Source organism: Rathayibacter sp. AY1H3 (assembly GCF_002932015.1).
The window spans coordinates 1-23,662 of sequence record NZ_PSUU01000034.1 but is presented as its reverse complement, the minus strand read 5'-3'; the positions used below and the strand labels follow the sequence as shown (position 1 = coordinate 23,662).

Sequence of the window (23,662 nt, the reverse complement as noted above, 5' to 3'; positions counted from 1 at the left end):
CGATCGCAGCCGCCTCCGGGACAGCGCGCCCAGCTCTATCCCGTCGGCGGAACGCCCGACGCTCTCCTCGACGCGCCCCTGTCGCGGTGCCGACCGCGCCGGGCCGGGCAGGGACCGGCTCCCCCTCAACGCAGCCGTATCCGGTGAAGCGCGTGCCAGCGCTTCACCGTCGGCGGAACGCACGACGCTCCACCGAACGCGCCCACCTCGAAAAGCCGACCGCGCCGAGCCGGGCAAGGACCGGCTCGGAATCCAACTCAGAACCAGTCGGATTCCCGGACGGCCTTCATGGCGGCGCGGCGGTCGTCCTGGGAGAGGCGGTCGAGGTAGAGGCGTCCGTCGAGGTGGTCGCATTCGTGCTGGAGGGCCTGGGCCATGAGGCCGTCGCCTTCGAGGACGATCTCGTTGCCGTCGAGGTCGGTGCCGCGGACCTTCGCGTGCGGGTAGCGGATCGCGGGGTACCAGAGGTTCGGGACGGAGAGGCAGCCCTCGTCGACCGGTCGCGGGTCTCCGCTGAGCTCGATGATCTCGGGGTTGAGGATGTACCCGATGACGCCGTCGACGTTGTAGCTGAAGGCGCGGAGGTTGACGCCGATCTGGGGGGCTGCGACGCCGGCGCGTCCGGGCGGTCGGACGCTGTCGACGAGGTCCTCGACGAGGCCGCGGACGCCGGCGTCGACCGTCTCGATGGTCGTGGACGGGGTCTTCAGCACCGGGTCCCCGAAGATGCGGATCTGGCGTTCGGTCATGTGGTGCGCTCCCTCAGGGCCTCCTCCGCGCTCAGGAGGGCGTTCTCGACGACTTCGCTCGCTGCGGGGTGCGGCCAGTACTGGCTGCGGGCGAGTCCGCGGATGCCGGTGCCGGCGCTAGCGGCCTGGACGAGCGGCTGAATGAGGATACTGGCCTGCGGCCCGATGATGTGCGCGCCGAGGAGGGCGCCGTCGAGTCCGACGACCAGGAGGCAGGCGCTGGAGTCGTCCTCGAGCGCCCAGCCGAAGGCGGTGGAGCCGTACTCCTGGGTGACGGTGACGACGTCCAGGCCCTGGTCCCGCGCTTCGGCCGCGGTGAGCCCGAAGTGGGCGATCTGCGGGTGGGCGAAGATCGCGCCGGGCACCGGCGAGAGGGTGTTGGAGAGCAGCTCGCCCGGGTGCAGGAGGTTGTGCGCCACGAGGCGCGCCTCGTGGTTGGCGACGTGCTTGAGCTGCCAGCGGGACGACACGTCGCCGAGGGCGAAGAGGCCGGGCACGGGGCGTCCGCCGGAGAGGACGCGCTGCTCGGTGTCGACGCTGATCCGGCCGTCCTCGTGCAGATCGATCCCGACGGAGGCGGCGGCGACCGTGTCGCTGTTGGGGTCGCGGCCGAGCGCGACGAGCAGCAGGTCGGTCTCGACCGTCGTGCCGTCGCTGAGGGCGACGCGGAGCCCGTCAGGGCGGGCGTCGACGCTCTCGGCGCTCACTCCGGTGAGCACCGTGTACCGCTCGGCGGCGATCCCGGTGAACCGGCGCGAGACGTCCTCGTCGAGGGCGCGGAGGAGGCGGTCGCCGCGGACGGCGACGGTCACGGCCGTGCCGAAGGAGGAGAAGACGTGGGCGAACTCGACGGCCACCGCGCCGCCGCCGAGGATCAGCATCCGCTCGGGGAGCTCGTCGAGCCGCATGACCGAGGACGAGTCCTGGATGCGGGGGTCCGGCTCGTACGCGGCGAGGAGCGGCCTGGGCCGCGAGCCGGCGGCCACGACCACCTGCGGAGCACTGATGCGGGCACCGCTGGCGCTGACGAGGACGTGCGGGCGGTCGCCGTCTCCGAGCGACTCGAAGCCGAAGCTCTCGCGGAGGACGGTCACGTTCGGGGAGCGCTGATCGCGGTACTCGAACCCGCCCTCGCTGATCGCGTCGATCCGGCCGAAGACCCGGTCGCGCACCTCGGCCCACTCGGGGCGGCGCAGGCGGGAGTGGACGCCGATCGGGCCGCCCTGGTCGACGTCGGTGATCACGTCGGCGACATGGACGAACATCTTGGTCGGGATGCAGCCGGCGTTGAGGCAGGTGCCGCCGAACCACTCCCCGTCGTCGAGGATCGCGACCCGCAGGCCGTCGAACTCCGGACCGACGATCGAGTTGCCGGAGCCGGCCCCGATGACGATCAGGTCGAAGGAGTCGGTGGTCGCGTCGGGTCCGTCGGTGCGGTCCTGGAACGCGGCGGACGCCGCCTCGGAGCCCCGGGGCTCAGACACGTCGGACCGGCATGCCCTCGACCACGAGCGCGGCGAGCAGGCGTGCGGCGTCCTTCGTGCCCTCGCGCAGCTGCTCCCACTTCACCACGGATCCGGCGGCGAGCACCGGGTCGTAGGGGATGCGGACGATGTCGCGGACGCGGGAGCGGAAGTGCGACTCGATCTCCTCCAGCTTCACCAGGCTCGTGCCCTGCGTCGCCGTGTTGAGCGCGACGACCGCGTTGCGCACCAGGGCGCCGTAGCCGTTCGCGTCCAGCCAGGTGAGGGTCTCGGAGGCCAGGCGGGCCTCGTCGACGCTGCCGCCCGAGACGATCACCACCGTGTCGGCGCGCTGCAGCGTGGGCCGCATCACCGAGTGCACGATGCCCGTGCCGCAGTCGGTGAGCATGATCGAGTAGAAGCGCTCGACCAGGTCGGCGACCACGTTGTAGTCGTCCTCGTCGAAGGCCTCGGAGAGCTGCGGGTCGGTGTCGGAGGCGAGGACGTCGAGGCGGGTCTCGTCGCGGGAGACCATCGTCGAGAACTCGGTGAATCCGGTCACACCGGCCGCGCGGTTCACGACGTCGCGGACGGTCGCCCGCGTCTGCTTGGGGACGCGCTCGGCCAGGGTGCCGCGGTCGGGGTTCGCGTCGACCGCGATGATGCGGTCCTCGCGCGCGTCGGCGAGGGCCATGCCCAGGAGCGTCGTGACCGTGGTCTTGCCGACGCCGCCCTTGCGGGTCATGACCGGGACGAAGCGGGTGCCGCCCTCGAACTGCCGGCCGATCCGCTCGTCCATCGCCTTCCACGCCCTCACCTTCGCGGAGTCGCCGAGGTTGACCGTGTGGAAGGTCAGGCCGTAGAGGAAGCGGTGCCAGCCGCCCGTGGGAGCGGGACGGGTCTTGCGGTTGACCTCCAGGAGCCTGTCCGGGGTGAGCATCGACGCCGACTCGGGCACGGCGGCGCTCGGCGCGGACGGGGCGGGAGCGGCGCTCGAGGACTCGGCGCGGAGGCGGTCGCGGCGCGTGGGGACGGCAGCGGGCTCCCCCGCGGACTCGGACGCCGCGGGCTTCTCGGCGGACTCCGCTCGGGCGGGGATCCCCGCCGAGACCGGTCCGTTCGCGCCGGACGGGTGAGCGGGAGCCGGTGAGGGGGTCGGAGCAGGACTCGGCTCCGGGGGCACGAGAGCGTGCGAGCGCGAGGGCGGCAGGCCGAGGCGGCCGACGTCGATCGCGTCCTCGTCCTCGACCGGAGCAGGGGCGGTGGAGCGGCGCCGCGGGCCGGGCGGGGTGATCCGCACGCCGTCGGGCAGGAGGGTCGGAGCGGTGTCGCTCGCTCGCGGGGAGTACTGACCCGATTCCCGAGCCGCGTCCATGGCGGTCCGCGGCGTGGGACCGGTGCCGGTGTCGGGCTGTTCGTCGTTGCGCTCATCCATGCGAACGAGCCTCCTTCCGCTCAGGACGAGTGTACCGGCGGGCCCGGATCGCGCCGGGCGGCTTGGTCGGAGCGCGCTCCGACTGCTAGAGCGGCCCGCTTCCGGAGGCGGCGCGGACGGCGCGTGCAGCGAACGGTTAGGTTCTGCCGCCCGGAGGAACGTAAAGTAGTCAGCCATGCATGTACTCAGCGTGAGCTCCCTCAAGGGCGGCGTCGGCAAGACCACGGTGACGCTCGGCCTTGCATCCGCGGCGTTCTCGAAGGGCCTGCGAACGCTGGTCGTCGACCTCGATCCCCAGTCCGACGTGTCGACCGGAATGGACATCAACGTCGCCGGCCACCTCAACATCGCCGACGTCCTGACGTCGCCGAAGGAGAAGATCGTCCGCTCGGCGATCGCCCCCTCCGGCTGGACCAAGGAGCACCACGGCACGATCGACGTGCTGATCGGAAGCCCCTCCGCGATCAACTTCGACGGGCCGCACCCCAGCATCCGCGACATCTGGAAGCTCGAGGAGGCCCTCGCGAGCGTCGAGGCCGACTACGACCTCGTGCTGATCGACTGCGCCCCCTCGCTCAACGCCCTGACCCGCACGGCCTGGGCCGCGAGCGACCGCGTCGCCGTCGTCACGGAGCCGGGCCTGTTCTCGGTGGCCGCCGCCGACCGGGCGCTCCGGGCGATCGAGGAGATCCGCCGCGGACTCAGCCCGCGCCTCCAGCCGCTGGGCATCATCGTCAACCGCGCCCGCGTCCAGTCGCTGGAGCACCAGTTCCGGATCAAGGAGCTGCGCGACATGTTCGGACCGCTCGTGCTCAGCCCGCAGCTCCCGGAGCGCACCTCCCTCCAGCAGGCGCAGGGCGCGGCGAAGCCCGTGCACGTCTGGCCCGGGGAGAGCGCTCAGGAGATGGCGCACAACTTCGACCTGCTGCTCGACCGCGTGATCCGCACCGGTCGCATCGGCGAGCAGGTCCCCGCCGCGACCTAGGGCCGGCGGGTCCGCCGGACTCCTCCGGCTCGAGGTCTCGGGACGCGGGCGATGCTCGGTGCCCGAGGAGTGCCAGGGACGGCGCCGGCGGACGCTCGGCGTCGGAGTTCAGCGCGGACTCTCGATGCGCGGGCGGAGCCCATCGTCGGATCCGCAGGGCGGGACACGGACGGAGCCCGTCATCGGACCAGCAGGGTGAGCGGGCGTGATCGGCGGGGAGCTCGCGTCCGGCGGACGGTTCGCGCGGGCGGGGCCCGCCATTCGACCAGCACGGTGACACTCGGGTGGCGCCCGTTGCTCACACAGCGCGGCTGCAGGCGGGTCCGCTTCTAATCGGCTGAGCGTGCGAAGGGGACCCGGGAGTCCCCGGAGCAGCGGCAGACCCGCGAGGGGTGGGCGGTCAGCCGACGCGGCGGGAGGCGCGGCGCTGGGCGAGCTCGTCGCCCGGGTCGACCGACTGGTGGTCGAGCTCGACGAGGCTCGACTCGACCTCGCGGAGGACCTTGCCGACGGCGATGCCGAAGACGCCCTGGCCGCGGCTGAGCAGGTCGATGACCTCGTCGTTCGAAGTGCAGAGGTAGACGCTCGCGCCGTCGCTCATCAGGGTCGTCTGCGCGAGGTCGTCGACCCCGGACTCGCGGAGCTGGTTGACCGCCGTGCGGATCTGCTGGAGCGAGATCCCGGTGTCGAGCAGGCGCTTGACCAGCTTCAGCACGAGGATGTCGCGGAAGCCGTAGAGGCGCTGCGTGCCGGAGCCGGACGCGCCGCGCACGGTGGGCTCGACGAGCTCGGTCCGCGCCCAGTAGTCGAGCTGACGGTAGGTGATCCCCGCGGCGCGCGCCGCGACGGCCCCGCGGTAGCCCGCGTCGGCGTCGAGCTCGGGCAGTCCGTCGGTGAACAGGACGAGGTCGCGCTGGCCGCTGACGTCGCGGCTGACTTCTCTCATCCCTGTGCCTCTCGGATCCGGACGCCGGATCCTCCGAACGCGCTCCCTACCGTACCGACCGGCGCAGGCCGAGTAAACGACATCGGCCTCGGCGCCGCGGCGTGTCGCACGGGCCGCCCGACGGCCGGCGGCGCGGCCCTCACGAGCGGGCGATCCGCGAGAGGGCGCTGCGCACCATCGCCCCGCGGATCGTGCCCAGCTGGGTCGCGAGCCCCACCGCGTTCTCGGCAGCGCCGGCGGAGCCGGACGCCTCTCCGCGGCGGGCGCTGGAGGCGACGACGCTCTCGATGAGCGACATCTCGCGCTCGACGGCGACGCGGAGCGGTCGGAGATGGCGGGGCTCGATACCGGATCGGCCGAGGTCGACGAGCGCCTTGAGCGTCGTCACGGCCTCGTCCCCGAACACGTCGCCGCCCCGCACGAGCCCGGCGGCGATGGCCTCCTGGACGAGAGCGGGCGTGGCACCGGACTCGGCCGCGAGGCCCTCGCGGGTCAACCGCGTGGCGGGGCCGAGGAGCGAGGCGCTCGGACCCCCGACACCGGCCGGCAGGGCGGGCTCGCGTCCGGCGTCGATGTCGTCGAGGTATCCGCGGATGACCTTGAGGGGGAGGTAGTGGTCGCGCTGCAGAGCGAGGATCATCCGGAGCCGCTCGACGTCGGAGCCCGAGAACTTGCGGTAGCCGGAGTCGGTGCGGGCCGGCGAGACGAGCCCCTGCTCCTCGAGGAAGCGCAGCTTGGACGGGGTGACGTCCGGGAACTCACTGGTCAGCCTGGCCAGCACCTGCCCGATGCTCAGCAGAGCGGCGGAGCCGGTGGGGAGGGCGCGCGCGGAGGAGCGGCCCACGGCTCACGCGTCCGGAGCGGCGACGAGGTCGGCGCGGGACGCGTAGAAGGTGAGTCGGAACTTGCCGACCTGCACCTCGGAGCCGTCGGTGAGGATCGCGGACTCGATCCGGACCCCGTCGAAGTAGGTGCCGTTCAGGGAGCCGAGGTCGTGGACCTCGAACGCCGTGCCGCGGCGGACGAACTCGGCGTGCCGGCGCGAGACCGTGACGTCGTCGAGGAAGATGCCCGCGTCGGGGTGACGGCCGACCGTCGTGGAGTCGGTGTCGAGGAGGAAGCGGGCGCCGGTGTTCGGTCCGCGGCGCACGACCAGCAGCGCGGATCCCGAGGGCAGAGCCCCGACGGCCTCGGCCTCCTCGCGGGACGCGCGGTTGTCGAGAGCGGCGAGCTGGGCACCGATGTCGTCGGTGAACGTCAGAGTCGTCTCCGTCGACGGCTCACCGGGAACGGAATTGTGCTGGGCGGATGATGCTCCACCGACGGGCTCGACCAAGACGTACCTCCTATCAGGTCAGCGTATCCGAATCGTGACCCTCGTCGGACCCCTGAGCACCTGTGCGGACCCCCAGGACGAGGTCCCGCGTCTGGACGGCGTAGACGATCCCGGCCCACCAGTAGAGGAATGCGCCCCACAGCGCGAAGGCCCAGGCGATGGGGAGCGAGGCGGGCGCGAGGGCCGGGAACGCCTGCCCCAGCATGATCAGCGGGAGCGCGTAGAAGAGGCAGAAGGTCGCGAATTTCCCCAGGTGGTGCACGGGAAGCGGTCCGTAGCCGTTGTTCGCCAGGACGACCGCCAGGACCACGAGCATCAGGTCGCGGGCGAGCAGCACGGCGACCAGCCACCAGGGCACCAGTCCGCGGGCCGCGAGGCCCAGGACGGTGGCGAAGATGTAGAGCCGGTCGGCGGCCGGATCGAGGACGCGTCCGAGGCGCGTCATCTGGTCGAAGCGGCGCGCGATCCAGCCGTCGAGGTAGTCGGTGAGGCTCGAGACCACGAGGGTCAGGAGCGCGAGCGCGTCCTCGCCGAGGACCACGAGCACGAGGAACACCGGCACCAGGGCGAGGCGCACCATGCTGAGGACGTTCGGGACCGTCCAGATCCGGTCCTCACCGGTGCGCGCCATGCGCCCAGCCTAGGCGGGGCGCACGGCGGCGTGGTCAGCGCTTGTCGCGCCAGACCCGCTCGAACGGCAGGCGCCAGGCGTGCGGCGCGATCAGCTGGTGGATGGCGTTCGGCCCCCAGGAGCCGGGCGCGTAGAGACGGACGGGCGGCGGATCCTGCAGGAGGGGCGCGGAGACCTCCCAGAGCCGCTCGATGCCCTCCGCGGTGGTGAACAGCGTGTGGTCTCCGCGCATCGCGTCGAGGATCAGGCGCTCGTAGGCCTCGAGCGCGTCGCCCGCGCGGTCGGTCTCCTGGAGCGCGAACTGCATGCTCAGCTTGTCGAGCCGCATGCCGGGACCGGGGCGCTTCCCGTAGAACGAGAGCGAGACCTTCGAGGCGTCCGCCAGGTCGAAGGTGAGGTGGTCCGGGCCGTGGGCACCGACTCCGGAGCCCTGCGGGAACATGCTCTTCGGGGGCTCGCGGAACGCGATCGAGATGATGCGCTGGCCCTCGGCCATCCGCTTGCCGGTGCGGAGGTAGAACGGCACTCCCGCCCAGCGCCAGTTGTCGATCTCGCACTTCAGCGCGACGAAGGTGTCGGTCTCGGAGTCGGCGGCGACGCCCGGCTCGTCGCGGTAGCCGATGTACTGGCCGCGCACCACGTTCTCGGGGTTCAGCGGACGCATCGAGCGGAAGACCTTGTTCTTCTCCTCGCTGATGGCCTGGGGCTCCAGCGCGGTCGGCGGCTCCATCGCCATGAACGCCAGCACCTGGAAGAGGTGGGTGACGACCATGTCCTTGTACGCGCCGGTGGACTCGTAGAACTCGGCGCGACGGTCGAGCGTGAGGCGCTCGGGGATGTCGATCTGGACGTGATCGATGAAGTTGCGGTTCCAGATGGGCTCGAAGAGGCCGTTGGCGAAGCGGAAGGCGAGGATGTTCTGCGCCGGCTCCTTGCCGAGGAAGTGGTCGATCCGGAAGATCTGCTCCTCGCTGAAGGTCTCGTGGAGCTCCGCGTTGAGGACGACCGCGCTCTCGAGGTCGACGCCGAACGGCTTCTCCATGATGATCCGCGAGCGCTCGACCAGCCCGGCCTCGGCGAGCATCCGCACGACGGAGAGAGCTGCCCTGGGCGGGACGCTGAGGTAGTGCAGCCGGCTCACGTCCGGGCCGAGGACCGCCTCGGCGTCGGTCACGGCGGCGGCCAGCGCGGCCGGGCCGGCGGACTGCGGGACGTAGCGGAGCTTGGACGCGAACTCGTCCCACTGCGCCGGCGTCAGGGAGCGGCTCCCGAACTCGTCGTAGGCCAGCTTCGCGAAGGCGCGGAACGAGGCGTCGTCGTGCTCCTCGAGCGAGGTGCCGACGATCTGCAGGTCCGGTGCGAGGGAGGAGAGCGCGAGGTGGGCCATCCCCGGGATGAGCTTGCGCCGGGCCAGGTCGCCGACGGCGCCGAACAGCACGACGACATGGGGTGCCGCCTGCTCGGTCTGGACGGCGGGAGCGGGGGGTGCGGTTGTCACGGTCACCCCTCGATCATTCCAGTTCGGATCGTGACGCAGGCGTCATGTGCTCGATACGCACCGCCGCTAAGGTCTCTCCCGTGCATCCGTTCTCCGACGCGTCCGCCGCGACCGCAGCACCCGCCTCCGCCACCGCCCCCTCCTCCGCCGACGGGACGACCGCGCCTCCGCTCGACGAGAGGATCCGCGCCGACGTCCACCTGCTGGGCGAGCTGCTCGGCCAGGTGCTCCGCGAGTCGGGCGAGCCCTCCCTCTACGAGGACGTGGAGCGCCTGCGCGCGCTCACGATCAGCGCCTACGACAGCGGCGACGCCGCCGGGACCGCGGAGGCGGAGGAGTTCGTCGCCTCGCTCACGCTCGAGCGCGCCGAGGAGGTCGCCCGGGCGTTCACCTGCTACTTCCACCTCGTCAACGTGGCGGAGGAGTTCCACCGCGTCCGCGTGCTGCGCCGGCGCGAGGCCGACGCCGGCGCGCAGTCGCCCGAGGACTCGATCCTCGCCTCGATGCGCCGGCTGACCGGGGAGCTCGGGGAGGACGAGGCGTTCGCGCGCCTGTCCCGACTGGAGTTCCGCCCGGTCCTCACGGCGCACCCGACCGAGGCGCGCCGCCGCGCAGTGGCCTCGACCATCCGCCGCATCAGCGACCTGCTCGAGCAGCGCGACGACCCGCGCATGGGCGGCGTCGTGCTGGTGGAGATCCGCCGCAAGCTGCTGGCCGAGGTCGACACGCTGTGGCGCACCGCTCCGCTGCGCGAGTCCAAGCCCACTCCCCTCGACGAGGTGCGCACCGCGATGAGCGTCTTCGACGAGTCGCTGTTCTCGGTGCTCCCCCGCGTCTACCGCCGCCTCGACGACGCTCTGCTCGGCGAGGGCTCGGGCACCCGGGCTCCGGTCGCACCGGCCTTCGTCCGCCTGGGCACCTGGATCGGCGGCGACCGCGACGGCAATCCCTTCGTCACCGCCGAGACGACCCTCGCTGCGGTGGACATCGCCTCCGAGCACGTCCTCATGGGCCTCGAGCGGGTCGCCCGCCGCGTGGGCCGCGCGCTGACCCTCGACGCGTCGACCACTCCCCCGTCGGCCGCCGTCGAGGCGCTCTGGGCCTCCTGCGTCGAGCGGGCTCCCGAGCTCGCCGCCGACATCGCCGAGCGCTCGCCCAACGAGGCGCACCGCCGCGTCCTGCTCTTCGCGGCCGAGCGCCTGGCCGCGACCCGGTCCGAGGGGCCGCTGGCCTACTCCGCCGCCGCCGAGCTGCTGGCCGAGCTGCGCACCCTCCAGGAGTCCCTGGTCGAGGCCGAGGACGTCCGCGCCGCCTACGGCGACCTCCAGGACTTCGTCTGGCAGCTCGAGACCTTCGGCTTCCACCTCGCCGAGATCGAGGTGCGCCAGCACTCGAAGGTGCACCGCGAGACGATCGCCGCGATCCGCGCCGGCGAGGAGCTCGACGAGCGCGGCCTCGAGGTCCTGTCGGTGTTCCGGGCGATCGCGAAGGTCCAGGAGCGCTTCGGCACCGACGCGGCGAGGCGGTACATCGTCTCCTTCACGCAGTCGGCCGACGACCTGCGGACGGTCTTCGAACTGGCCGAGGCGGCGACCGACGGCAAGCCGCCGATCATCGACGCGGTCCCGCTCTTCGAGACCTTCGCCGACCTCGACGCCTCGACCGACATCCTCGCCGAGATGATCCGCCTCCCCCAGGTGCAGGCGCGCCTCGCGGCCACCGGCAACCGGCTCGAGGTGATGCTCGGCTACTCCGACTCGTCGAAGGACGTCGGACCGGTCTCGGCGACGCTCGCGCTCTACGACGCGCAGGCGCGCATCGCGCAGTGGGCGGCCGACGAGGGCATCGTGCTCACGCTGTTCCACGGGCGCGGCGGAGCGCTCGGCCGCGGCGGCGGGCCGGCCAACCGGGCCGTCCTCGCGCAGCCGCCCGGATCGGTGGACGGCCGCTTCAAGCTGACGGAGCAGGGCGAGGTCATCTTCGCCCGCTACGGCAACCCGGACATCGCCACCCGGCACATCGAGCAGGTGGCGGGAGCGACGCTGCTCGCCTCCTCCCCCGCTGTCGGCGAGCGCAACGCGGGCGCCGCGGAGCGCTTCGCCGAGGTGGCGGCGACGATGGACCGCGAGTCGCGCCGCCGCTTCTTCGAGCTCGTGAAGGCCGACGGCTTCGCGCCGTGGTTCGCCCGGGTCACCCCGCAGGAGGAGGTGGGCCTGCTCGCCCTCGGCTCGCGTCCGGCCCGCCGCGGCCTCTCCGTCGAGTCGCTCGAGGACCTGCGAGCGATCCCGTGGGTCTTCGCCTGGACCCAGGCCCGCGTCAACCTGACCGGCTGGTTCGGGCTGGGCAGCGCGCTCGAGGCCGTCGGCGACCTCGACCTGCTCCGCGAGGCCTACGCCTCCTGGCCGCTGTTCACGACGATGGTCGACAACGTCGAGATGTCGCTCGCGAAGACCGACGAGGGCATCGCCCGCCGCTACCTCGCCCTCGACTCCCGCGACGACCTCGCCGGACTCGTGCTCGACGAGATGGCGCTCACCCGCCGGTGGGTGCTCTCGATCACCGGCGAGGAGAGCCTGCTCACGGGCCACCGCGTGCTCGGCCGTGCCGTGCGCCTGCGCACCCCGTACGTCAACGCGCTCTCGCTCCTGCAGCTGCGCGCACTGAAGGCGCTCCGCACCGACCCGGGCGGATCCGGTACGGAGCAGAACCAGCGGCTGCTCCTGCTCGCGGTCAACGGAGTCGCGGCGGGTCTGCAGAACACCGGCTGATCCCGGCTCGGAACGACGGAACCCCCGGCGGCCTCACGGCTGCCGGGGGTTCTCGTGCGTCTGCGGGCGCCTCCCGCCTGCGGAGCGGGTCGAGGCGCCGGGCGGATCAGGCCTGCGGGGCGACGCCGGCCTCCTGAGCGGCCTTCGCCTCCTCGTACTGGCGGCGCACCTCGACCATGTCGAGGCCGCGGACCTGCTCGATCAGGTTGTCGAGCGCGGGGGCGGGCAGGGCGCCGGGCTGAGCCATCAGCGGGATCCCGTCGCGGTACACCACGAGGGTGGGGATGGAGGAGATGCCGTAGCTCGCGGCGAGCTGCTGCTGGTCCTCCGTGTCGACCTTCGCGAACGTGATGTCGGCGTTCTTCTCGCTCGTGGCCTCGAAGACCGGAGCGAACTGCTTGCACGGGCCGCACCAGTCGGCCCAGAAGTCGATGAGGACGATGCCGTCGGCGATCGTCTGGTCATGGGAGTCGAGGGTCATCGCAGTCGTAGCCATGGGGGATGCAACCGGGTGCCCCCGCGGCCTATTCCCGGGCGGGATCGAGGAGGTCGAGCAGCGAGCGCGGACCGACCACGGCGGCCCCGAGCGCCTCGACGCGGGCGGCCAGTCCCCGGTCGGCCGTGACGACGACCGCGGTCTCGAGCGCGCCGACCAGCTCGACGATCGCGTCGTCGCCCGAGCCGTCGGCCGAGTGGACCGTGAGCCGCTCCGTGAGAGCGCCCGCCTCCGGGCGGGCGGCGCGCGCCGCTCCCTCGAGCACCACGGCGATGCGCGGCCAGACCGTGTCGGCGTCGATCCCCAGGAGACGGCCGGGGACGCCGGCCTCCGCGAGGCGGGCCAGGGAGGCGAGGAGGCGCTCCGCGGCGCCGGCGCGGTCGCGCCACCAGCCGTCGGGGCGTGAGCCGACCACGTTGGCGGCGTCCACGACGAGCACCGGGATCGAGGAGCCGAGCGCGCGCAGACCCGGCCAGGCCGCTCCGAAGCCCGGGTGCAGCGGCAGGGAGTCGACCTCGTCGGGGGCGACCCAGCGCAGCTCGGTGCTCTCGGCGTCGCTGATACGGGGAGTGAAGTGCTCGCGGGACTCGGCCAGGACTGTGGAGTAGCTCCACGGTCCGATCACGACGACGCTGGAGAGCACGGGCCGGATCAGGTCGGCGGGGACGCCCGCCTCCTCCTCCGACTCCCGGAGGGCCGCCTCGAAGGCCGTCTCCTCGGGGTGACGGGCGCCGCCGGGCAGCCCCCAGGTGTCCCCGAAGTGGCTCCAGCTGACGCGGTGCTGGAGCAGGACGCGTCCCGACGGATCGCGCAGGAGGAGGCCGGCGGCGCCGAAGCGCCCCCAGAAGCGGCGTCCGTCGCCGATCTCGACCCAGCCGTCGCCGAGCGACGCGTCGAAGGGGTGGCGCGGGAGCACGGCGTCCGCGCCGGGGTCCTCGCTGGTCATGCCCTCCAGCCTCCCACACCGCGCCCGCCGCACCCGACCCCGACGGGCTGGCAGAATCGGACGATGCGCCGCTCGAGACCCCTCCGCCTCGCGACGCTCGCCTGGCTCGCGCTGATCGCCCTGATCACGCTGACGCCCGCGCCCTACCCGGCCGGGGAGCCCAACGCGCTGATCCGCGGGATCATCGCCTTCCTCGCTTCCACGCCGCTCACCGGCTGGTTCGACTTCGACGTGGCGGAGTTCACCGCGAACGTGCTGCTCTTCGTGCCGCTCGGTGCGCTGATCGCCGCGCAGTTGCCGGCGGGTCGCCGCCTGTGGGCCGCCGTCATCGGGCTCGCCGTGTCGGCGGCCGTCGAGACAGCGCAGCTGCTGTGGCTGCCGACCCGCGTCTCCGACGTGCAGGACCTCGTCTCGAACGGCAGCGGCTCCCTGATCGGCGCCCTGCTGACGATCGCGCTGCTCCGCTTCTCCCCCCGCCGCCGCTCCCGGAAGGACCGCACCGCCCATGCCCGCTGAGACCCTCGTCGTCCTCGACCGACCCTCCCTCGACGCCGAGGCGCACTCGCCGGGAGGACCCGCGCACCGCATCGATCCGAGCGGGCGCGGCGATCTGGACGTCACCGACCTCGGCTTCACCCGCGGCGACGGCGTGTTCGAGACGATCAACCTGGTCGACGGACGGCTCCAGGCGCTCGACGCGCACCTGGACCGCTTCGAGCGCTCGGCCCGGATGCTCGACCTGCCCCGGCCGGACCGGCCCGCCTGGCTCGAGGCGATCGGAGCGGCGGTGGCCGCGCACCCGCCCGTCGCCGAGGCGATGGTGAAGACGATCCTGACCCGCGGCGTCGAGGGCGGCGGGCGGCCCACCGGCGTCGTCTTCGTCCAGACCAGCCCGGACTTCGGCCCGGCCCGCCGCGACGGCGTGCGCGTGGTGCTCCTGGACCGCGGGCTGCGCTCGGACGTGCAGTCGACGTCCCCCTGGCTGCTCGCCGGCGCGAAGACGCTCTCGTACGCGGTGAACCGTGCAGCCGCGCGGGAGGCCGCCCGGCGCGGCGCCGACGACGCCCTGTTCGTGTCGAGCGACGGCTACCTGCTCGAGGGGCCGACCTCGAACCTCGTGCTGCTGACGGGCGGGGAGCTCGTGACTCCTCCGCCGAGCCTCGGGCTGCTGCCCGGCACCACGCAGGCCGACCTGTTCGCGCTCGCGCCGGGCCTCGGCCTCGAGACGGCGGTGCGTCCGCTGCGCTCGGGCGATCTGGAGGCGGCGGACGCGGCGTGGCTGGTCTCGAGCGCGCGCAACGCCGCTCCCGTCCGCGCCGTCGACGGGACCGACCGCCGCGTCGACGCCGACCTCTCGGCCCGGATCAACGCCGCGCTGCTCGCCCGCTGAGACTCCGATCCTCCCCCGTGGGACGCCCCGCGCCGAGCGCGGACGGCGTCCCGGAGGAGAGAGGGCTCAGGAGAGGCCGTCGACGTCCGCGGGGCCGCGGCTGATCAGTCCGCCGCGGACGTGCTCGACGGTGGGGTCGAGCTGCACCGGATCGCGCTCGTCCGCCGCCTCGTCGTTGATCACGGCCGAGACGATGCCGCGCCAGTCGGTGCCCTCGGCCACGGCGTCCTCGGAGCCGACGCGGCGCGTGACGAACACGGCCTCCGACTCCTCGCCCGCGTGCGAGATGACGGCGAGGACGCCGACGGTGCGACCGCCCGGGTGCTCGATCCGCCACTCCTCGTGCCCGGACGGGACGAGCGAGAACTCCAGGCCCGCGTGCGGGAAGCCGGTGGGGCGCAGCTCGGACGGGGATCCGCTCTGCGGAGGCGCGCCGCGGGTGGGGACCCCGGTGCCCTCGCCGCTCGTCGTGCTCATGCCGACGTCGCCGCGGGTTCCGCCGGCTCCGGAGCTGTCGTTCGCCGCGACCATGCGGTCGTCGCCGCTCCGCAGCGCGTCGTCCGCTCCGGTGTAGATGCTGTCGTCTCGGTTCATGGGAACCTCCTTGTCGGCGGCCAGTGTAGGACCGCGGGGTGGGTGGCGAGCGGGCGCCGTTCGTAGACTGGGGGGATGCAGATCCCGGTGACCGGTGCCGTGCGGGTGGACGCGTGGCTCTGGGCGGTGCGCATCTACAAGACGCGCTCCGCCGCGACGACCGCGGCTCGGGCCGGCCACATCCGCGTCAACGGCGAGCGGGCCAAGGCGGCGCAGACCGTGCGGGTGGGCGATGAGGTCCGCGCCCGGATCGGCGGCTTCGACCGGGAGCTGATCGTCCGCGGACTCGTGGTCAAGCGGGTCGGTGCGCCGGTGGCCGCCGAGTGCATGGAGGACCGGACACCCCCGCCGCCACCCCGGGAGTCCGCGCCGGGCGTGATCGTCCGTGACCGCGGAGCGGGCCGCCCGACGAAGCGCGACCGGCGCGACATCGAGCGCCTCCGCGGATTCTGACCGCGCGACCCGGCAGCGGCCTCAGGGGGCGAGCGCGCGCAGGCGCTCCAGGAGCCCCTCCGCCGCCTCGTCGAGGAACCGCTGCTGCAGCTCGTCGCCGACCTGGACGAGGGCGATGTCGGTGAAGCCCGCCTCGATGTAGGGCACGAAGCTCTGGGCGAGCTCGTCGAGGTCGGGGCCGCAGGCGATCTGCTCGGCGACGTCCTCCGGGCGCACGAACTGGCTCGCTCCGGCGAAGCCGGCGGGGGTCGGCAGATCGGAGTTGACCGCCCAGCCGCCGGCGAACCAGCGGAACTGCTCGTGGGCCAGCGCCACTCCCTGCTCCTTGTCCGGCGCCCAGCAGATCGGGATCTGGCCGATCGTGCGCGAGGGGGCGGCGTCCGCACCGCGGACCGCGGTCCACTGCGAGATCAGCTCCGCGTCGGGCTCGGTCGTGATGAGGTGGTCGCCGATCGGCGCGAAGCGGGCGATCGACTTCTCCCCCGAGACCGCCAGGCCGATCTCGACCGGCGTGTCCGGCAGGTCCCAGATGCGGGCGGAGTCGACGCGGAAGTACTCGCCCTCCCAGGTCACCAGCTCGCCGGTGTGCAGCTCGCGGATGAGGTGGACGGCCTCCTCGAGCATGTCCTGGCGCACGGCGACCGAGGGCCAGCCCTCGCCGACGACGTGCTCGTTGAGGTTCTCGCCCGAGCCGAGGCCGAGCGTGAAGCGGTCGTCGGAGAGGATCGCGAGCGTCGCGGCCTTCTGCGCGACCACGGCCGGGTGGTAGCGGATGGTCGGCGCGGTGACGTAGGTCGTGAGGTCGATGGTCGACGTGGCCTGCGCGACCGCTCCGAGCAGCGTCCAGGCGTAGGAGGCGTGCCCCTGCTCGGTCAGCCACGGCGAGTAGTGGTCGCTCGAGACCGCGAACTCGAAGCCGAGCCTCTCGGCGTCGACCGCGTAGCCCACCAGCTGCTTGGGTCCGCTCTGCTCGGTCATCAGGGTGTATCCGAATCGCACCATGGTCCGTCCTCGTTCCGCTCGTCGTGGGATGCCCGGGGGCACGTCCCATGGTGGGCGGGGCGCCGGATGCGCGCTAACCCCTTGCCCCGGTCGCGAGCGGCGGCTAGCGCGGCGTCAGACGAAGCGGATGCGGTTCTGCACGCGGGTGCGGACCTCGAACGACTCGCCGTACCCGCCGAGCCGCGGGTCGTCCGTGCCGGAGCGCAGCAGCTGCGGCAGCAGCGAGCGGCGGATGACGACGGCGCCCTGGTGCCTGCCGCGCTCGACCTGCTCGAACGGCTGCTCCAGCGCGTCGTCCGGCACGACCACGACGCTCGTCGAGAAGCGGACGCCCAGCTCGCGGCCGAGACGGCGCGCGGCCTTCGCGAGCGAGGCGATCGGCTTCTCGTCCTCGGCGATCCCGGGGCCCTCCAGCTCGCCCTTCTTCAAGCGGACCGGGTCGCCCCAGTCGGCGGAGGTCAGCGCGAGCAGGCCGGCCGGCCCGAGCACGAGGTGGTCGATCTTGAGCCCGCCGTCGCCGACCGCGACGTCGTTCCAGATCGTGTAGGCGATGCCGAGCGCGCCGACGAGCGCGGCCGTCGCCTCCTCGGCCTGAGCCTTCGCGAGCCAGGAGCGGATCTCGCGAGGAGCGGAGCGGACGATCGCCGGGTCGAAGGGGTCCTCGGTCTCGACGCCGCGGCCGAGCCACTCGCGCACCAGGCGCAGGTAGTACTCGCGCGCCGCGCCTCCCGGGTGACCGTAGGAGCGGGCGCGCACGGCCGAGGCGGTCTGCGGGCGCGGCGAGCCGGTGTACGGCGACTGCGGGGAGGACCTCCCGGGGGCGGGAGCGCCTCGGTCGTAGTCGCCGCGGGCGGAGGCGCTGCCGATCCGCTCCCAGGCGAGCTGCACCGCGTGGAACGACGCGGCGTCGCCTCCCGTGTCCGGATGGGTCTCGCGGAGGCGGAGCCGGTACGCCCGGCGGAGCTCGTCGTCGGACGCGGTGGCGGCGACGCCCAGCACCTCGTAGGGGGTGCGGGCGGCGTGGCTGTCGGGCATGTGCTTCCGGGAGGGTCGGGGCGGGGGGTTCCGAGTGTATCGACGCGGGCCGGGCGCCCGGTGGGAGCGCGCACCGCGTCGGCTCGGAACGCGCCGAGCGCCCAGCGGGGGAACGGGCGCCCGGCGGGGGTCAGTGCGCGAGCAGCTCGCGCACCCGCGGGATGACCTGCGTGCCGTAGAGCTCGATGTTGCGCATGATCGCCGGGTGCGGCAGCGTCCCGGCGCTGTACTTGAGGTCGAAGCGGTCGATGCCCAGGGCCTCGACCGTTCGCGCGATCTTCCGGGCGACCGTCTCGGGCGAGCCGAGGTGGATGGCGCCGTCGGGGCCGGCCTCCTCCTCGAAGCGCTCGCGGGTCATCGGGGACCAGCCGCGCTCGCGGCCGATGGCGTCCATCATCGCCTTGTGGTGCGGGAAGTACAGCTCGCGCGCCTCCTCGTCGGTGTCGGCGACGAAGCCGGGCGAGTGCACGGCGACCGGGAGGCGGGGCTGCTCGAGCTGGTCGAGCGCGCGGCCGAAGAGGTCGACGTAGGGGCGGAAGCGGGCCGGCGAGCCGCCGATGATCGCCAGGACGAGCGGGAAGCCGTACCGGGCGGCGCGGACGACCGACTCGGGGCTGCCGCCGACGCCGATCCAGGTGCGGAGGGTGCCGTTGTCGAGGGTCGGGTAGACGCTCTGCTCGGTGAGCGCGGGGCGGGTCGTGCCCTGCCAGGTGACCGGGCCGCCCTGGATCAGGGCGTGGAAGAGGTCGAGCTTCTCCTCGAAGAGGACCTCGTACTGCGCGAGGTCGTAGCCGAAGAGCGGGAAGGACTCGGTGAAGGAGCCGCGGCCGAGGATGACCTCGGCCCGGCCGCCGGAGAGTCCGTCGAGGGTGGCGAAGCGCTGGTAGACGCGCACCGGGTCGTCCGAGGAGAGGACCGTCACGGCGGAGCCGAGGTGGATGCGCTCGGTGCGGGCCGCGATGGCGGCGAGCACGACGTCCGGTGCGCTCACGGCGAAGTCGGCGCGGTGGTGCTCGCCGATCCCGAAGAAGTCGATGCCGACCCGGTCGGCCAGGACTCCCTCCTCGACCACGTCGCGGAGGACCTGGCCGTGCGGCAGCGGGGCGCCGTCGGGGCCGGCGGTGACGTCGCCGAACGTGTCGACGCCGAACTTGACTTCATGCATACTCATGGACTTCTGCAACCTCCGGGGGTCGACGGCTATTCCTGCGGGCGGGGTCCGACGTCCCCGGGCAGGAGCGCGTCGGAAGAGACGATCCCCGCCTCGAGCGCCGGCTCGCGGTAGGCGCGCCCGAGCGAGGCGACGGTGTCGTGCGCGTTCAGGCCGCTCGGGTTCGGCAGCACCCAGAGCGGCGCGCCCGCCACGTCCTCCTCCTGCCTGCCCTGCACCGCCCTGCGGCGTCCGAACGCGATCCGGTAGGCGGTGATGCCGACGACCGCGACGGCCCGGGGCCGCACCCGCTCCACGGTGGCGACCAGCCGCTGAGCGCCCTCGCGCAGCTCCTCCGCGATCAGCTCGTCGGCGCGGGCGGTCGCCCGGGAGGCGAGATTGGTGATGCCGACGCCGCGGGAGACGAGCTCCGCGCGGTCCGCAGCGCTCATCCCCTCGGACACGCGCGGCGCGCGCTCGAGGATCCCGGCCGCGACGAGCGCCGGGTAGAAGCGGTTGCCGGGGTGGGCGAAGTGCGCGCCGGTGGCGGCGGTCCACAGCCCCGGGTTGATGCCGACGAAGAGGAGCCGGACGTCGTCGCCCAGCAGGTCCTCGACGGTGCGGTCCTGGAACGCTGCGAGCTCGGCGCGGGTGAACGGCATGCGACCATCCTGCCGCGGCGCAAGTCCTCTCGGCTCGGGGTCGCCGGTGCCAGCATGGAGGCATGACGAACGCATCCCAGGACCACCCGATCCAGCACGGCAGCGACGACGCGCAGCTCGACGAGAAGCTGCGCGGCGTGCTGCTGCAGGTCGCCGGCGACGCCGAGCTGCGACCGGAGGAGGACGTCGAGACCCTGCTGCGCCAGCGCCTGCGCGACACGCGCATCTCGATCTCGGACGAGGCGATCCCGGGGCTCGCCAAGCGCATCCCCGGCCTCATGCAGCGCGGGGGCGGCGACGTGAACCCCGGGGCGCACTAGCCCCGGGGGACGGGCGCGGGCCGAGCGGCCGCTCGGGCTGCGCCGGCTCGCGCTACTCGGGGACCGCCGGGCCCTTGCGGTGGTGGTCGAACACCAGGCTCGTGCGCGTCGAGGCCACCGCCGGGTTCGCCGAGAGGTTCGAGACCACGAAGTCCCGCACGTCGCTGGAGTCGCGGACCGCGACGTGGATGATGAAGTCCTCCGAGCCGCCGAGGAAGAACACCTGCACCACCTCGGGCAGCGCGCGGATCTCCTCCGCGAAGCGCGTGATCGCCTGGCGCTGGCCGACGCGGATGCTGACGCTGATCAGCGCCTGCAGGGTCAGGCCGAGCGCCGCCGGGTCGAGCTCGGCGGTGAAGCCGGTGATGACGCCGCGCTCGACGAGGCCCCGGACGCGTGCGACGCAGGTCGACGGGGCGATGCCGGCGCGCTCGGCGAGCCGGCTGTTGGGCGTCCGCGCGTCGGCGCGGAGGAGGCGCACCAGGGTCCGATCGACCGGATCCAGGTCGTCGAGGTCGTGCAGATCCTTCGGTGGCATGCGCCCGCTCCCTCACTCCGCCGACGAACCTTCGGCCCGTGCGGTGACTTCCGACCGATCCTGCGGAGTTCCTCCGCTCCGGGCACGATCTTCGCACGATGGGCAGAGCCGGTGCAGGATCGGCGCCCACCGCCCGCCCCGCGGGCCGCAGCGAAGGAGCCGCCGTGCGCGTCGGGATCCCCACCGAGATCAAGAACAACGAGAACCGGGTCGCCGCCACTCCGGCCGGCGTCCACGAGCTGGTGCGCCGCGGCCACGAGGTCCTCGTCGAGGCCGGCGCGGGCCTGGGCTCGCGCGTGTCGGACGACGACTTCCGCCGCGCCGGCGCCCTCGTCGTCGACGGGCCCGACGAGGTCTGGCGCGAGTCCGAGCTGGTCCTCAAGGTCAAGGAGCCGATCGAGGCCGAGTACCCGCGGATGCGCCGCGACCAGGTGCTCTTCACCTACCTCCACCTCGCCGCCTCCCGCCCGTGCACCGATGCGCTGCTCGCGGCGGGGACGACCTCCATCGCCTACGAGACGGTCCAGCTGGACGACCGGCGGCTGCCGCTGCTCTCGCCGATGAGCGAGGTCGCCGGGCGCCTGTCGATCACGGTCGGCGCCTACCACCTCATGAGCGCCGTCGGCGGACGGGGCACGCTGCTCGGCGGGGTCCCCGGCACTCCGAAGGCGAAGGTCGTCGTGATCGGCGGCGGCACGGCCGGCGAGCACGCCGCGGCGAACGCCCTCGGCATGGGGGCCGACGTCACGATCGTCGACCTCTCGCTCCCCCGCCTCGCGCAGCTCGAGAACCGCTTCCAGGGCGCGATCCAGACCCGCGCCTCCTCGGCCTACGAGATCGCCGCGCAGCTGGCCGACGCCGACCTCGTGATCGGATCCGTCCTCATCCCGGGCGCCAAGGCGCCCAAGCTGGTGACCGACGAGATGGTCGCCACGATGAAGCCGGGCTCGGTGCTGGTCGACATCGCGATCGACCAGGGCGGCTGCTTCGAGGGCTCGCGTCCGACCACGCACGACGACCCGGTGTTCCCCGTGCACCGGAGCGTCTACTACTGCGTCGCGAACATGCCCGGCGCCGTTCCCGAGACCTCTACCCGAGCGCTCACCAACGCGACGCTCCCCTACGCGCTCGCGCTGGCCGACCGCGGGTGGCGGGCCGCCCTGGCCGCCGACCCGGCGCTCGCCCGCGGCCTGAGCACCCACGACGGCCGGGTGACGAACGCCGCCGTCGCCGCGGCCTTCGACCTTCCGGCCGTGCCGGTGGAGTCGCTGCTGGGCTAGGCGCCCGCGGGGGCGAGGCCGAGCCCTCCGAGGATCTCGGCGATCTCCTCCTCCGGAGCGCCGCCCACGTCGACCGTGACGTGGAGCTCGTCGTCACCGAGGGGCTCGAGCGCCTCGAACTGCGAGTCGAGCAGCGTGGTCGGCATGAAGTGGCCGACCCGCGAGGCGAGCCGCCCGGCGATCCGGTCCCTCGATCCCGCGAGGTGCGCGAAGACGAGGTCGTCGCGGCGGAGGACGTCGCGGTAGCGGCGGCGCAGTGCCGAGCAGGTCACGACGACCGAGCCGCCCGCGGCGATCCGCTGGTCCACCACGCGGGCGATCTCGGCCAGCCAGGGCGCCCGGTCCTCGTCGGTCAGCGGGATGCCGGCGTGCATCTTGTCGACATTCGCCTGCGGGTGCAGGTCGTCCCCCTCGAGGAACTCCCAGCCCAGTCGGCGCGCCAGGAGCGACGCGACGGTCGACTTGCCGCTGCCGGAGACGCCCATGACGACGACGGCGCGGACGGGGACGGTGGGAAGAGCGGTCATCAGATACCTCCTACGAAGAGACCGATCAGGAGGACCCCGGCGAGCCCGGTCACCGAGACCAGGCACTCCATCACGGTCCAGGTCTTGAGCGTCTGGCCGATGCTGAGCCCGAGGTACTCCTTCACCAGCCAGAACCCGGCGTCGTTGACGTGCGACAGGAACACCGAGCCGGCGCCGATCGCGAGCACCATGAGGGCGACCATCGGCCCGTCCATGGTCTCGGTCAGCGGCTGGAGGATCCCTGCGGCGGTCACGGTGGCGACGGTCGCGGAGCCGGTGGCGACGCGGATCACGACGGCCACGAGCCAGGCGAGCAGCAGCGCCGAGGCGCCGCTCCCCTCCGCGAGCTGGGCGACCACCCCGCCGATCCCGGTGTCGACGAGGACCTGCTTGAAACCGCCGCCCGCGCCGACGATGAGCAGGATGCCCGCGATCGGCGGCAGCGAGCTCGAGAGCGAGGCCTGCAGCTCGGTGCGGTTCATCCGGCCGCCGCGGCCGAGCAGGACCAGACCGGCCAGAAGCGCGATCCCCAGCGCGATGGTCGGCGTGCCGAGGAAGTCGAGGGCCCCCTTCCAGGCGTCCGTGGAGCCCGGGGCCGCGATGTCGGCGATCGCCTTGCCCAGCATCAGCACGACCGGCAGCAGGATGCTCGCGACGGCGGCGGCGAAGCCCGGGCGGTGCTCGCGCGTCTCGCCCGCGCCCTCGCCGAAGAGCGGCGGCGTCTCCACCGGCGCCCAGCGGGCGGCGACCCGGCCGAAGAGCGGGCCGGCGACGACGACGGTGGGGATCGCGACCAGGACGCCGAACGCGAGGGTCACGCCGAGGTTCGCGCCGAGTGCGTCGATCGCGACCAGCGGTCCGGGGTGGGGCGGGACGAGGCCGTGCATCACCGAGAGGCCGGCGAGCGTCGGGATCGCCACCTTCATCAGCGGCAGACCGCTCCGGCGGGCGACCAGGATCACGACCGGGATCAGCAGCACGAGCCCGACCTCGAAGAACATCGGCAGCCCGATCAGCGCGCCGACGAAGCCCATCATCCAGGGCAGCGCGCGAGTGCTCGAGCGGGCGATGAGGGTGTCCACGATGCGGTCCGCGCCGCCCGAGTCGGCGAGGAGCTTGCCGTACATCGCGCCGAGGCCGATGAGGATGCCGACGCCGCCCATGGTGTTGCCGAACCCGAGCGCGAAGCTGGCGACCGCGTCCGCCGCCGCCAGCCCCGCGATCAGGCCCGTCGTCAGCGCTCCGATCAGCAGGGAGACGAAGGGGTGCAGCTTCAGCCAGGTGATCAGCACGACGATCACGGCGATGCCGACGACGGCGGCGAGGATCAGCTGCCCCTGCCCGGCGGTGGTGGCGGGGGCGTCCCCGCGCGGCGGCGGGACGTCACGAGCCCGAGCGTCTCGAGGACGCGCACCGCCTCCCGCATCACCGAGCGGGAGACCCCGCGCCGTTCCGCAC

The 23,662-nt window shown here is 73.2% G+C and carries 25 protein-coding genes; 7 read left to right on the top strand and 18 right to left on the bottom strand.

Going from position 1 to position 23,662, the window contains the following annotated elements:
* Positions 1 to 257: 257 nt before the first annotated feature.
* Genes def through C5C33_RS13260 form a run of 3 tightly spaced genes read right to left on the bottom strand, consistent with a single transcriptional unit; the run spans position 258 to position 3,647 of the window.
* Complete coding sequence (gene def, locus C5C33_RS13270) at positions 258 to 749, bottom strand: peptide deformylase (RefSeq protein WP_104225378.1); 492 nt, start codon at positions 747 to 749, stop codon at positions 258 to 260.
* Complete coding sequence (locus C5C33_RS13265; RefSeq protein ID WP_104261327.1) at positions 746 to 2,233, bottom strand: mycothione reductase; 1,488 nt, start codon at positions 2,231 to 2,233, stop codon at positions 746 to 748. The genes def and C5C33_RS13265 overlap by 4 nt, the downstream gene beginning before the upstream one ends.
* Positions 2,226 to 3,647, bottom strand: coding sequence for a MinD/ParA family protein (locus C5C33_RS13260; RefSeq protein ID WP_258069241.1), 1,422 nt, complete (start codon positions 3,645 to 3,647; stop codon positions 2,226 to 2,228). Before C5C33_RS13260 ends, C5C33_RS13265 begins: the two co-directional genes overlap by 8 nt.
* Positions 3,648 to 3,822: 175 nt before the next feature.
* On the opposite strand from C5C33_RS13260, the gene C5C33_RS13255 reads away from it, so the two are divergent.
* Positions 3,823 to 4,632 (top strand): ParA family protein, encoded by an 810-nt coding sequence (locus C5C33_RS13255; RefSeq protein WP_104222576.1) that lies wholly within the window; start codon positions 3,823 to 3,825, stop codon positions 4,630 to 4,632.
* A 400-nt stretch (positions 4,633 to 5,032) separates the two neighbouring features.
* Here C5C33_RS13255 and C5C33_RS13250 read toward each other — a convergent pair whose 3' ends face one another.
* The 5 genes from C5C33_RS13250 to zwf form a co-directional block, all read right to left on the bottom strand.
* Entirely contained in the window at positions 5,033 to 5,578 is a 546-nt protein-coding gene (locus C5C33_RS13250; RefSeq protein ID WP_104222575.1) for a MerR family transcriptional regulator, read from the bottom strand.
* Between the two features lie 139 nt (positions 5,579 to 5,717).
* Positions 5,718 to 6,422 (bottom strand): MerR family transcriptional regulator, encoded by a 705-nt coding sequence (locus tag C5C33_RS13245; protein ID WP_104222574.1) that lies wholly within the window; start codon positions 6,420 to 6,422, stop codon positions 5,718 to 5,720.
* 3 nt (positions 6,423 to 6,425) lie between these two features.
* Positions 6,426 to 6,914: an FHA domain-containing protein gene (locus C5C33_RS13240; protein WP_104222573.1), complete on the bottom strand. Its 489-nt coding sequence runs from the start codon at positions 6,912 to 6,914 to the stop codon at positions 6,426 to 6,428.
* Between the two features lie 13 nt (positions 6,915 to 6,927).
* Complete coding sequence (locus C5C33_RS13235; protein WP_104222572.1) at positions 6,928 to 7,545, bottom strand: CDP-alcohol phosphatidyltransferase family protein; 618 nt, start codon at positions 7,543 to 7,545, stop codon at positions 6,928 to 6,930.
* A gap of 34 nt (positions 7,546 to 7,579) precedes the next feature.
* Entirely contained in the window at positions 7,580 to 9,043 is a 1,464-nt protein-coding gene (zwf, locus tag C5C33_RS13230) for a glucose-6-phosphate dehydrogenase (RefSeq protein ID WP_104225448.1), read from the bottom strand.
* A 44-nt stretch (positions 9,044 to 9,087) separates the two neighbouring features.
* On the opposite strand from zwf, the gene C5C33_RS13225 reads away from it, so the two are divergent.
* Positions 9,088 to 11,811 carry a phosphoenolpyruvate carboxylase gene (locus tag C5C33_RS13225; protein WP_104222571.1) on the top strand — a complete coding sequence of 908 codons (2,724 nt, stop codon included), beginning with the start codon at positions 9,088 to 9,090 and terminating at the stop codon, positions 11,809 to 11,811.
* Between the two features lie 106 nt (positions 11,812 to 11,917).
* Here C5C33_RS13225 and trxA read toward each other — a convergent pair whose 3' ends face one another.
* Positions 11,918 to 12,307: a thioredoxin gene (gene trxA, locus C5C33_RS13220; RefSeq protein WP_104222570.1), complete on the bottom strand. Its 390-nt coding sequence runs from the start codon at positions 12,305 to 12,307 to the stop codon at positions 11,918 to 11,920.
* Positions 12,308 to 12,335: 28 nt separating this feature from the next.
* Positions 12,336 to 13,253, bottom strand: a complete 918-nt coding sequence (locus C5C33_RS13215) for an NUDIX domain-containing protein (protein WP_104261326.1) — start codon at positions 13,251 to 13,253, stop codon at positions 12,336 to 12,338.
* Between the two features lie 63 nt (positions 13,254 to 13,316).
* Between C5C33_RS13215 and C5C33_RS13210 the strand changes: the two genes are divergently transcribed.
* Together C5C33_RS13210 and C5C33_RS13205 are read left to right on the top strand one after the other, a co-directional pair.
* Positions 13,317 to 13,769: a VanZ family protein gene (locus tag C5C33_RS13210; RefSeq protein ID WP_104222568.1), complete on the top strand. Its 453-nt coding sequence runs from the start codon at positions 13,317 to 13,319 to the stop codon at positions 13,767 to 13,769.
* The gene (locus tag C5C33_RS13205; protein ID WP_104261325.1) at positions 13,759 to 14,643 is read left to right on the top strand and encodes an aminotransferase class IV; all 885 of its coding nucleotides are present in this window, start codon (positions 13,759 to 13,761) and stop codon (positions 14,641 to 14,643) included. The genes C5C33_RS13210 and C5C33_RS13205 overlap by 11 nt, the downstream gene beginning before the upstream one ends.
* 66 nt (positions 14,644 to 14,709) lie before the next feature.
* On the opposite strand, the gene C5C33_RS13200 is transcribed toward C5C33_RS13205, so the two are convergent.
* Positions 14,710 to 15,237 carry a hypothetical protein gene (locus tag C5C33_RS13200; RefSeq protein WP_104225386.1) on the bottom strand — a complete coding sequence of 176 codons (528 nt, stop codon included), beginning with the start codon at positions 15,235 to 15,237 and terminating at the stop codon, positions 14,710 to 14,712.
* A 75-nt stretch (positions 15,238 to 15,312) separates the two neighbouring features.
* On the opposite strand from C5C33_RS13200, the gene C5C33_RS13195 reads away from it, so the two are divergent.
* A complete protein-coding gene (locus tag C5C33_RS13195; protein WP_181027140.1) occupies positions 15,313 to 15,690 on the top strand; it encodes an RNA-binding S4 domain-containing protein in 378 nt (125 codons plus the stop codon).
* A 21-nt stretch (positions 15,691 to 15,711) separates the two neighbouring features.
* On the opposite strand, the gene C5C33_RS13190 is transcribed toward C5C33_RS13195, so the two are convergent.
* The 4 genes from C5C33_RS13190 to C5C33_RS13175 form a co-directional block, all read right to left on the bottom strand.
* Positions 15,712 to 16,692: a TIGR03557 family F420-dependent LLM class oxidoreductase gene (locus tag C5C33_RS13190; RefSeq protein WP_104222565.1), complete on the bottom strand. Its 981-nt coding sequence runs from the start codon at positions 16,690 to 16,692 to the stop codon at positions 15,712 to 15,714.
* 114 nt (positions 16,693 to 16,806) lie between these two features.
* The gene (locus C5C33_RS13185) at positions 16,807 to 17,727 is read right to left on the bottom strand and encodes a DnaJ domain-containing protein (RefSeq protein WP_104247154.1); all 921 of its coding nucleotides are present in this window, start codon (positions 17,725 to 17,727) and stop codon (positions 16,807 to 16,809) included.
* A gap of 130 nt (positions 17,728 to 17,857) precedes the next feature.
* A complete protein-coding gene (locus C5C33_RS13180; RefSeq protein ID WP_104225389.1) occupies positions 17,858 to 18,892 on the bottom strand; it encodes an LLM class flavin-dependent oxidoreductase in 1,035 nt (344 codons plus the stop codon).
* Between the two features lie 35 nt (positions 18,893 to 18,927).
* Complete coding sequence (locus tag C5C33_RS13175; RefSeq protein WP_104261324.1) at positions 18,928 to 19,539, bottom strand: mismatch-specific DNA-glycosylase; 612 nt, start codon at positions 19,537 to 19,539, stop codon at positions 18,928 to 18,930.
* Positions 19,540 to 19,601: 62 nt separating this feature from the next.
* Here C5C33_RS13175 and C5C33_RS13170 point away from each other — a divergent pair, with 62 nt between their 5' ends.
* Positions 19,602 to 19,859 carry a hypothetical protein gene (locus C5C33_RS13170; RefSeq protein ID WP_104222561.1) on the top strand — a complete coding sequence of 86 codons (258 nt, stop codon included), beginning with the start codon at positions 19,602 to 19,604 and terminating at the stop codon, positions 19,857 to 19,859.
* A gap of 52 nt (positions 19,860 to 19,911) precedes the next feature.
* Here the strand turns inward: C5C33_RS13170 and C5C33_RS13165 are convergent, their stop codons facing one another.
* Positions 19,912 to 20,397, bottom strand: a complete 486-nt coding sequence (locus C5C33_RS13165; protein WP_104222560.1) for an Lrp/AsnC family transcriptional regulator — start codon at positions 20,395 to 20,397, stop codon at positions 19,912 to 19,914.
* Positions 20,398 to 20,561: 164 nt separating this feature from the next.
* On the opposite strand from C5C33_RS13165, the gene ald reads away from it, so the two are divergent.
* Complete coding sequence (ald, locus tag C5C33_RS13160) at positions 20,562 to 21,677, top strand: alanine dehydrogenase (RefSeq protein ID WP_104261323.1); 1,116 nt, start codon at positions 20,562 to 20,564, stop codon at positions 21,675 to 21,677.
* On the opposite strand, the gene C5C33_RS13155 is transcribed toward ald, so the two are convergent.
* Positions 21,674 to 22,204 (bottom strand): gluconokinase, encoded by a 531-nt coding sequence (locus C5C33_RS13155; protein ID WP_104225392.1) that lies wholly within the window; start codon positions 22,202 to 22,204, stop codon positions 21,674 to 21,676. The two genes, ald and C5C33_RS13155, sit on opposite strands and share 4 nt — an antisense overlap.
* A complete protein-coding gene (locus tag C5C33_RS13150; RefSeq protein ID WP_104261322.1) occupies positions 22,204 to 23,535 on the bottom strand; it encodes a GntP family permease in 1,332 nt (443 codons plus the stop codon). The genes C5C33_RS13155 and C5C33_RS13150 overlap by 1 nt, the downstream gene beginning before the upstream one ends.
* Between the last annotated feature and the right edge of the window lie 127 nt (positions 23,536 to 23,662).

What these genes read in the sequence shown, in the direction of transcription:
- C5C33_RS13165 (WP_104222560.1), bottom strand. Translation starts at nt 20,397, where the DNA reads ATGCCACCGAAGGATCTGCACGACCTCGACGACCTGGATCCGGTCGAT.
- C5C33_RS13210 (WP_104222568.1), top strand. Translation starts at nt 13,317, where the DNA reads ATGCGCCGCTCGAGACCCCTCCGCCTCGCGACGCTCGCCTGGCTCGCG.
- C5C33_RS13195 (WP_181027140.1), top strand. Translation starts at nt 15,313, where the DNA reads ATGCAGATCCCGGTGACCGGTGCCGTGCGGGTGGACGCGTGGCTCTGG.
- C5C33_RS13215 (WP_104261326.1), bottom strand. Translation starts at nt 13,253, where the DNA reads ATGACCAGCGAGGACCCCGGCGCGGACGCCGTGCTCCCGCGCCACCCC.
- C5C33_RS13200 (WP_104225386.1), bottom strand. Translation starts at nt 15,237, where the DNA reads ATGAACCGAGACGACAGCATCTACACCGGAGCGGACGACGCGCTGCGG.
- C5C33_RS13250 (WP_104222575.1), bottom strand. Translation starts at nt 5,578, where the DNA reads ATGAGAGAAGTCAGCCGCGACGTCAGCGGCCAGCGCGACCTCGTCCTG.
- def (WP_104225378.1), bottom strand. Translation starts at nt 749, where the DNA reads ATGACCGAACGCCAGATCCGCATCTTCGGGGACCCGGTGCTGAAGACC.
- C5C33_RS13260 (WP_258069241.1), bottom strand. Translation starts at nt 3,647, where the DNA reads ATGGATGAGCGCAACGACGAACAGCCCGACACCGGCACCGGTCCCACG.
- C5C33_RS13180 (WP_104225389.1), bottom strand. Translation starts at nt 18,892, where the DNA reads ATGCATGAAGTCAAGTTCGGCGTCGACACGTTCGGCGACGTCACCGCC.
- C5C33_RS13185 (WP_104247154.1), bottom strand. Translation starts at nt 17,727, where the DNA reads ATGCCCGACAGCCACGCCGCCCGCACCCCCTACGAGGTGCTGGGCGTC.
- C5C33_RS13255 (WP_104222576.1), top strand. Translation starts at nt 3,823, where the DNA reads ATGCATGTACTCAGCGTGAGCTCCCTCAAGGGCGGCGTCGGCAAGACC.
- trxA (WP_104222570.1), bottom strand. Translation starts at nt 12,307, where the DNA reads ATGGCTACGACTGCGATGACCCTCGACTCCCATGACCAGACGATCGCC.
- C5C33_RS13205 (WP_104261325.1), top strand. Translation starts at nt 13,759, where the DNA reads ATGCCCGCTGAGACCCTCGTCGTCCTCGACCGACCCTCCCTCGACGCC.
- C5C33_RS13190 (WP_104222565.1), bottom strand. Translation starts at nt 16,692, where the DNA reads ATGGTGCGATTCGGATACACCCTGATGACCGAGCAGAGCGGACCCAAG.
- C5C33_RS13225 (WP_104222571.1), top strand. Translation starts at nt 9,088, where the DNA reads ATGTGCTCGATACGCACCGCCGCTAAGGTCTCTCCCGTGCATCCGTTC.
- C5C33_RS13155 (WP_104225392.1), bottom strand. Translation starts at nt 22,204, where the DNA reads ATGACCGCTCTTCCCACCGTCCCCGTCCGCGCCGTCGTCGTCATGGGC.
- C5C33_RS13170 (WP_104222561.1), top strand. Translation starts at nt 19,602, where the DNA reads ATGACGAACGCATCCCAGGACCACCCGATCCAGCACGGCAGCGACGAC.
- C5C33_RS13235 (WP_104222572.1), bottom strand. Translation starts at nt 7,545, where the DNA reads ATGGCGCGCACCGGTGAGGACCGGATCTGGACGGTCCCGAACGTCCTC.
- C5C33_RS13175 (WP_104261324.1), bottom strand. Translation starts at nt 19,539, where the DNA reads ATGCCGTTCACCCGCGCCGAGCTCGCAGCGTTCCAGGACCGCACCGTC.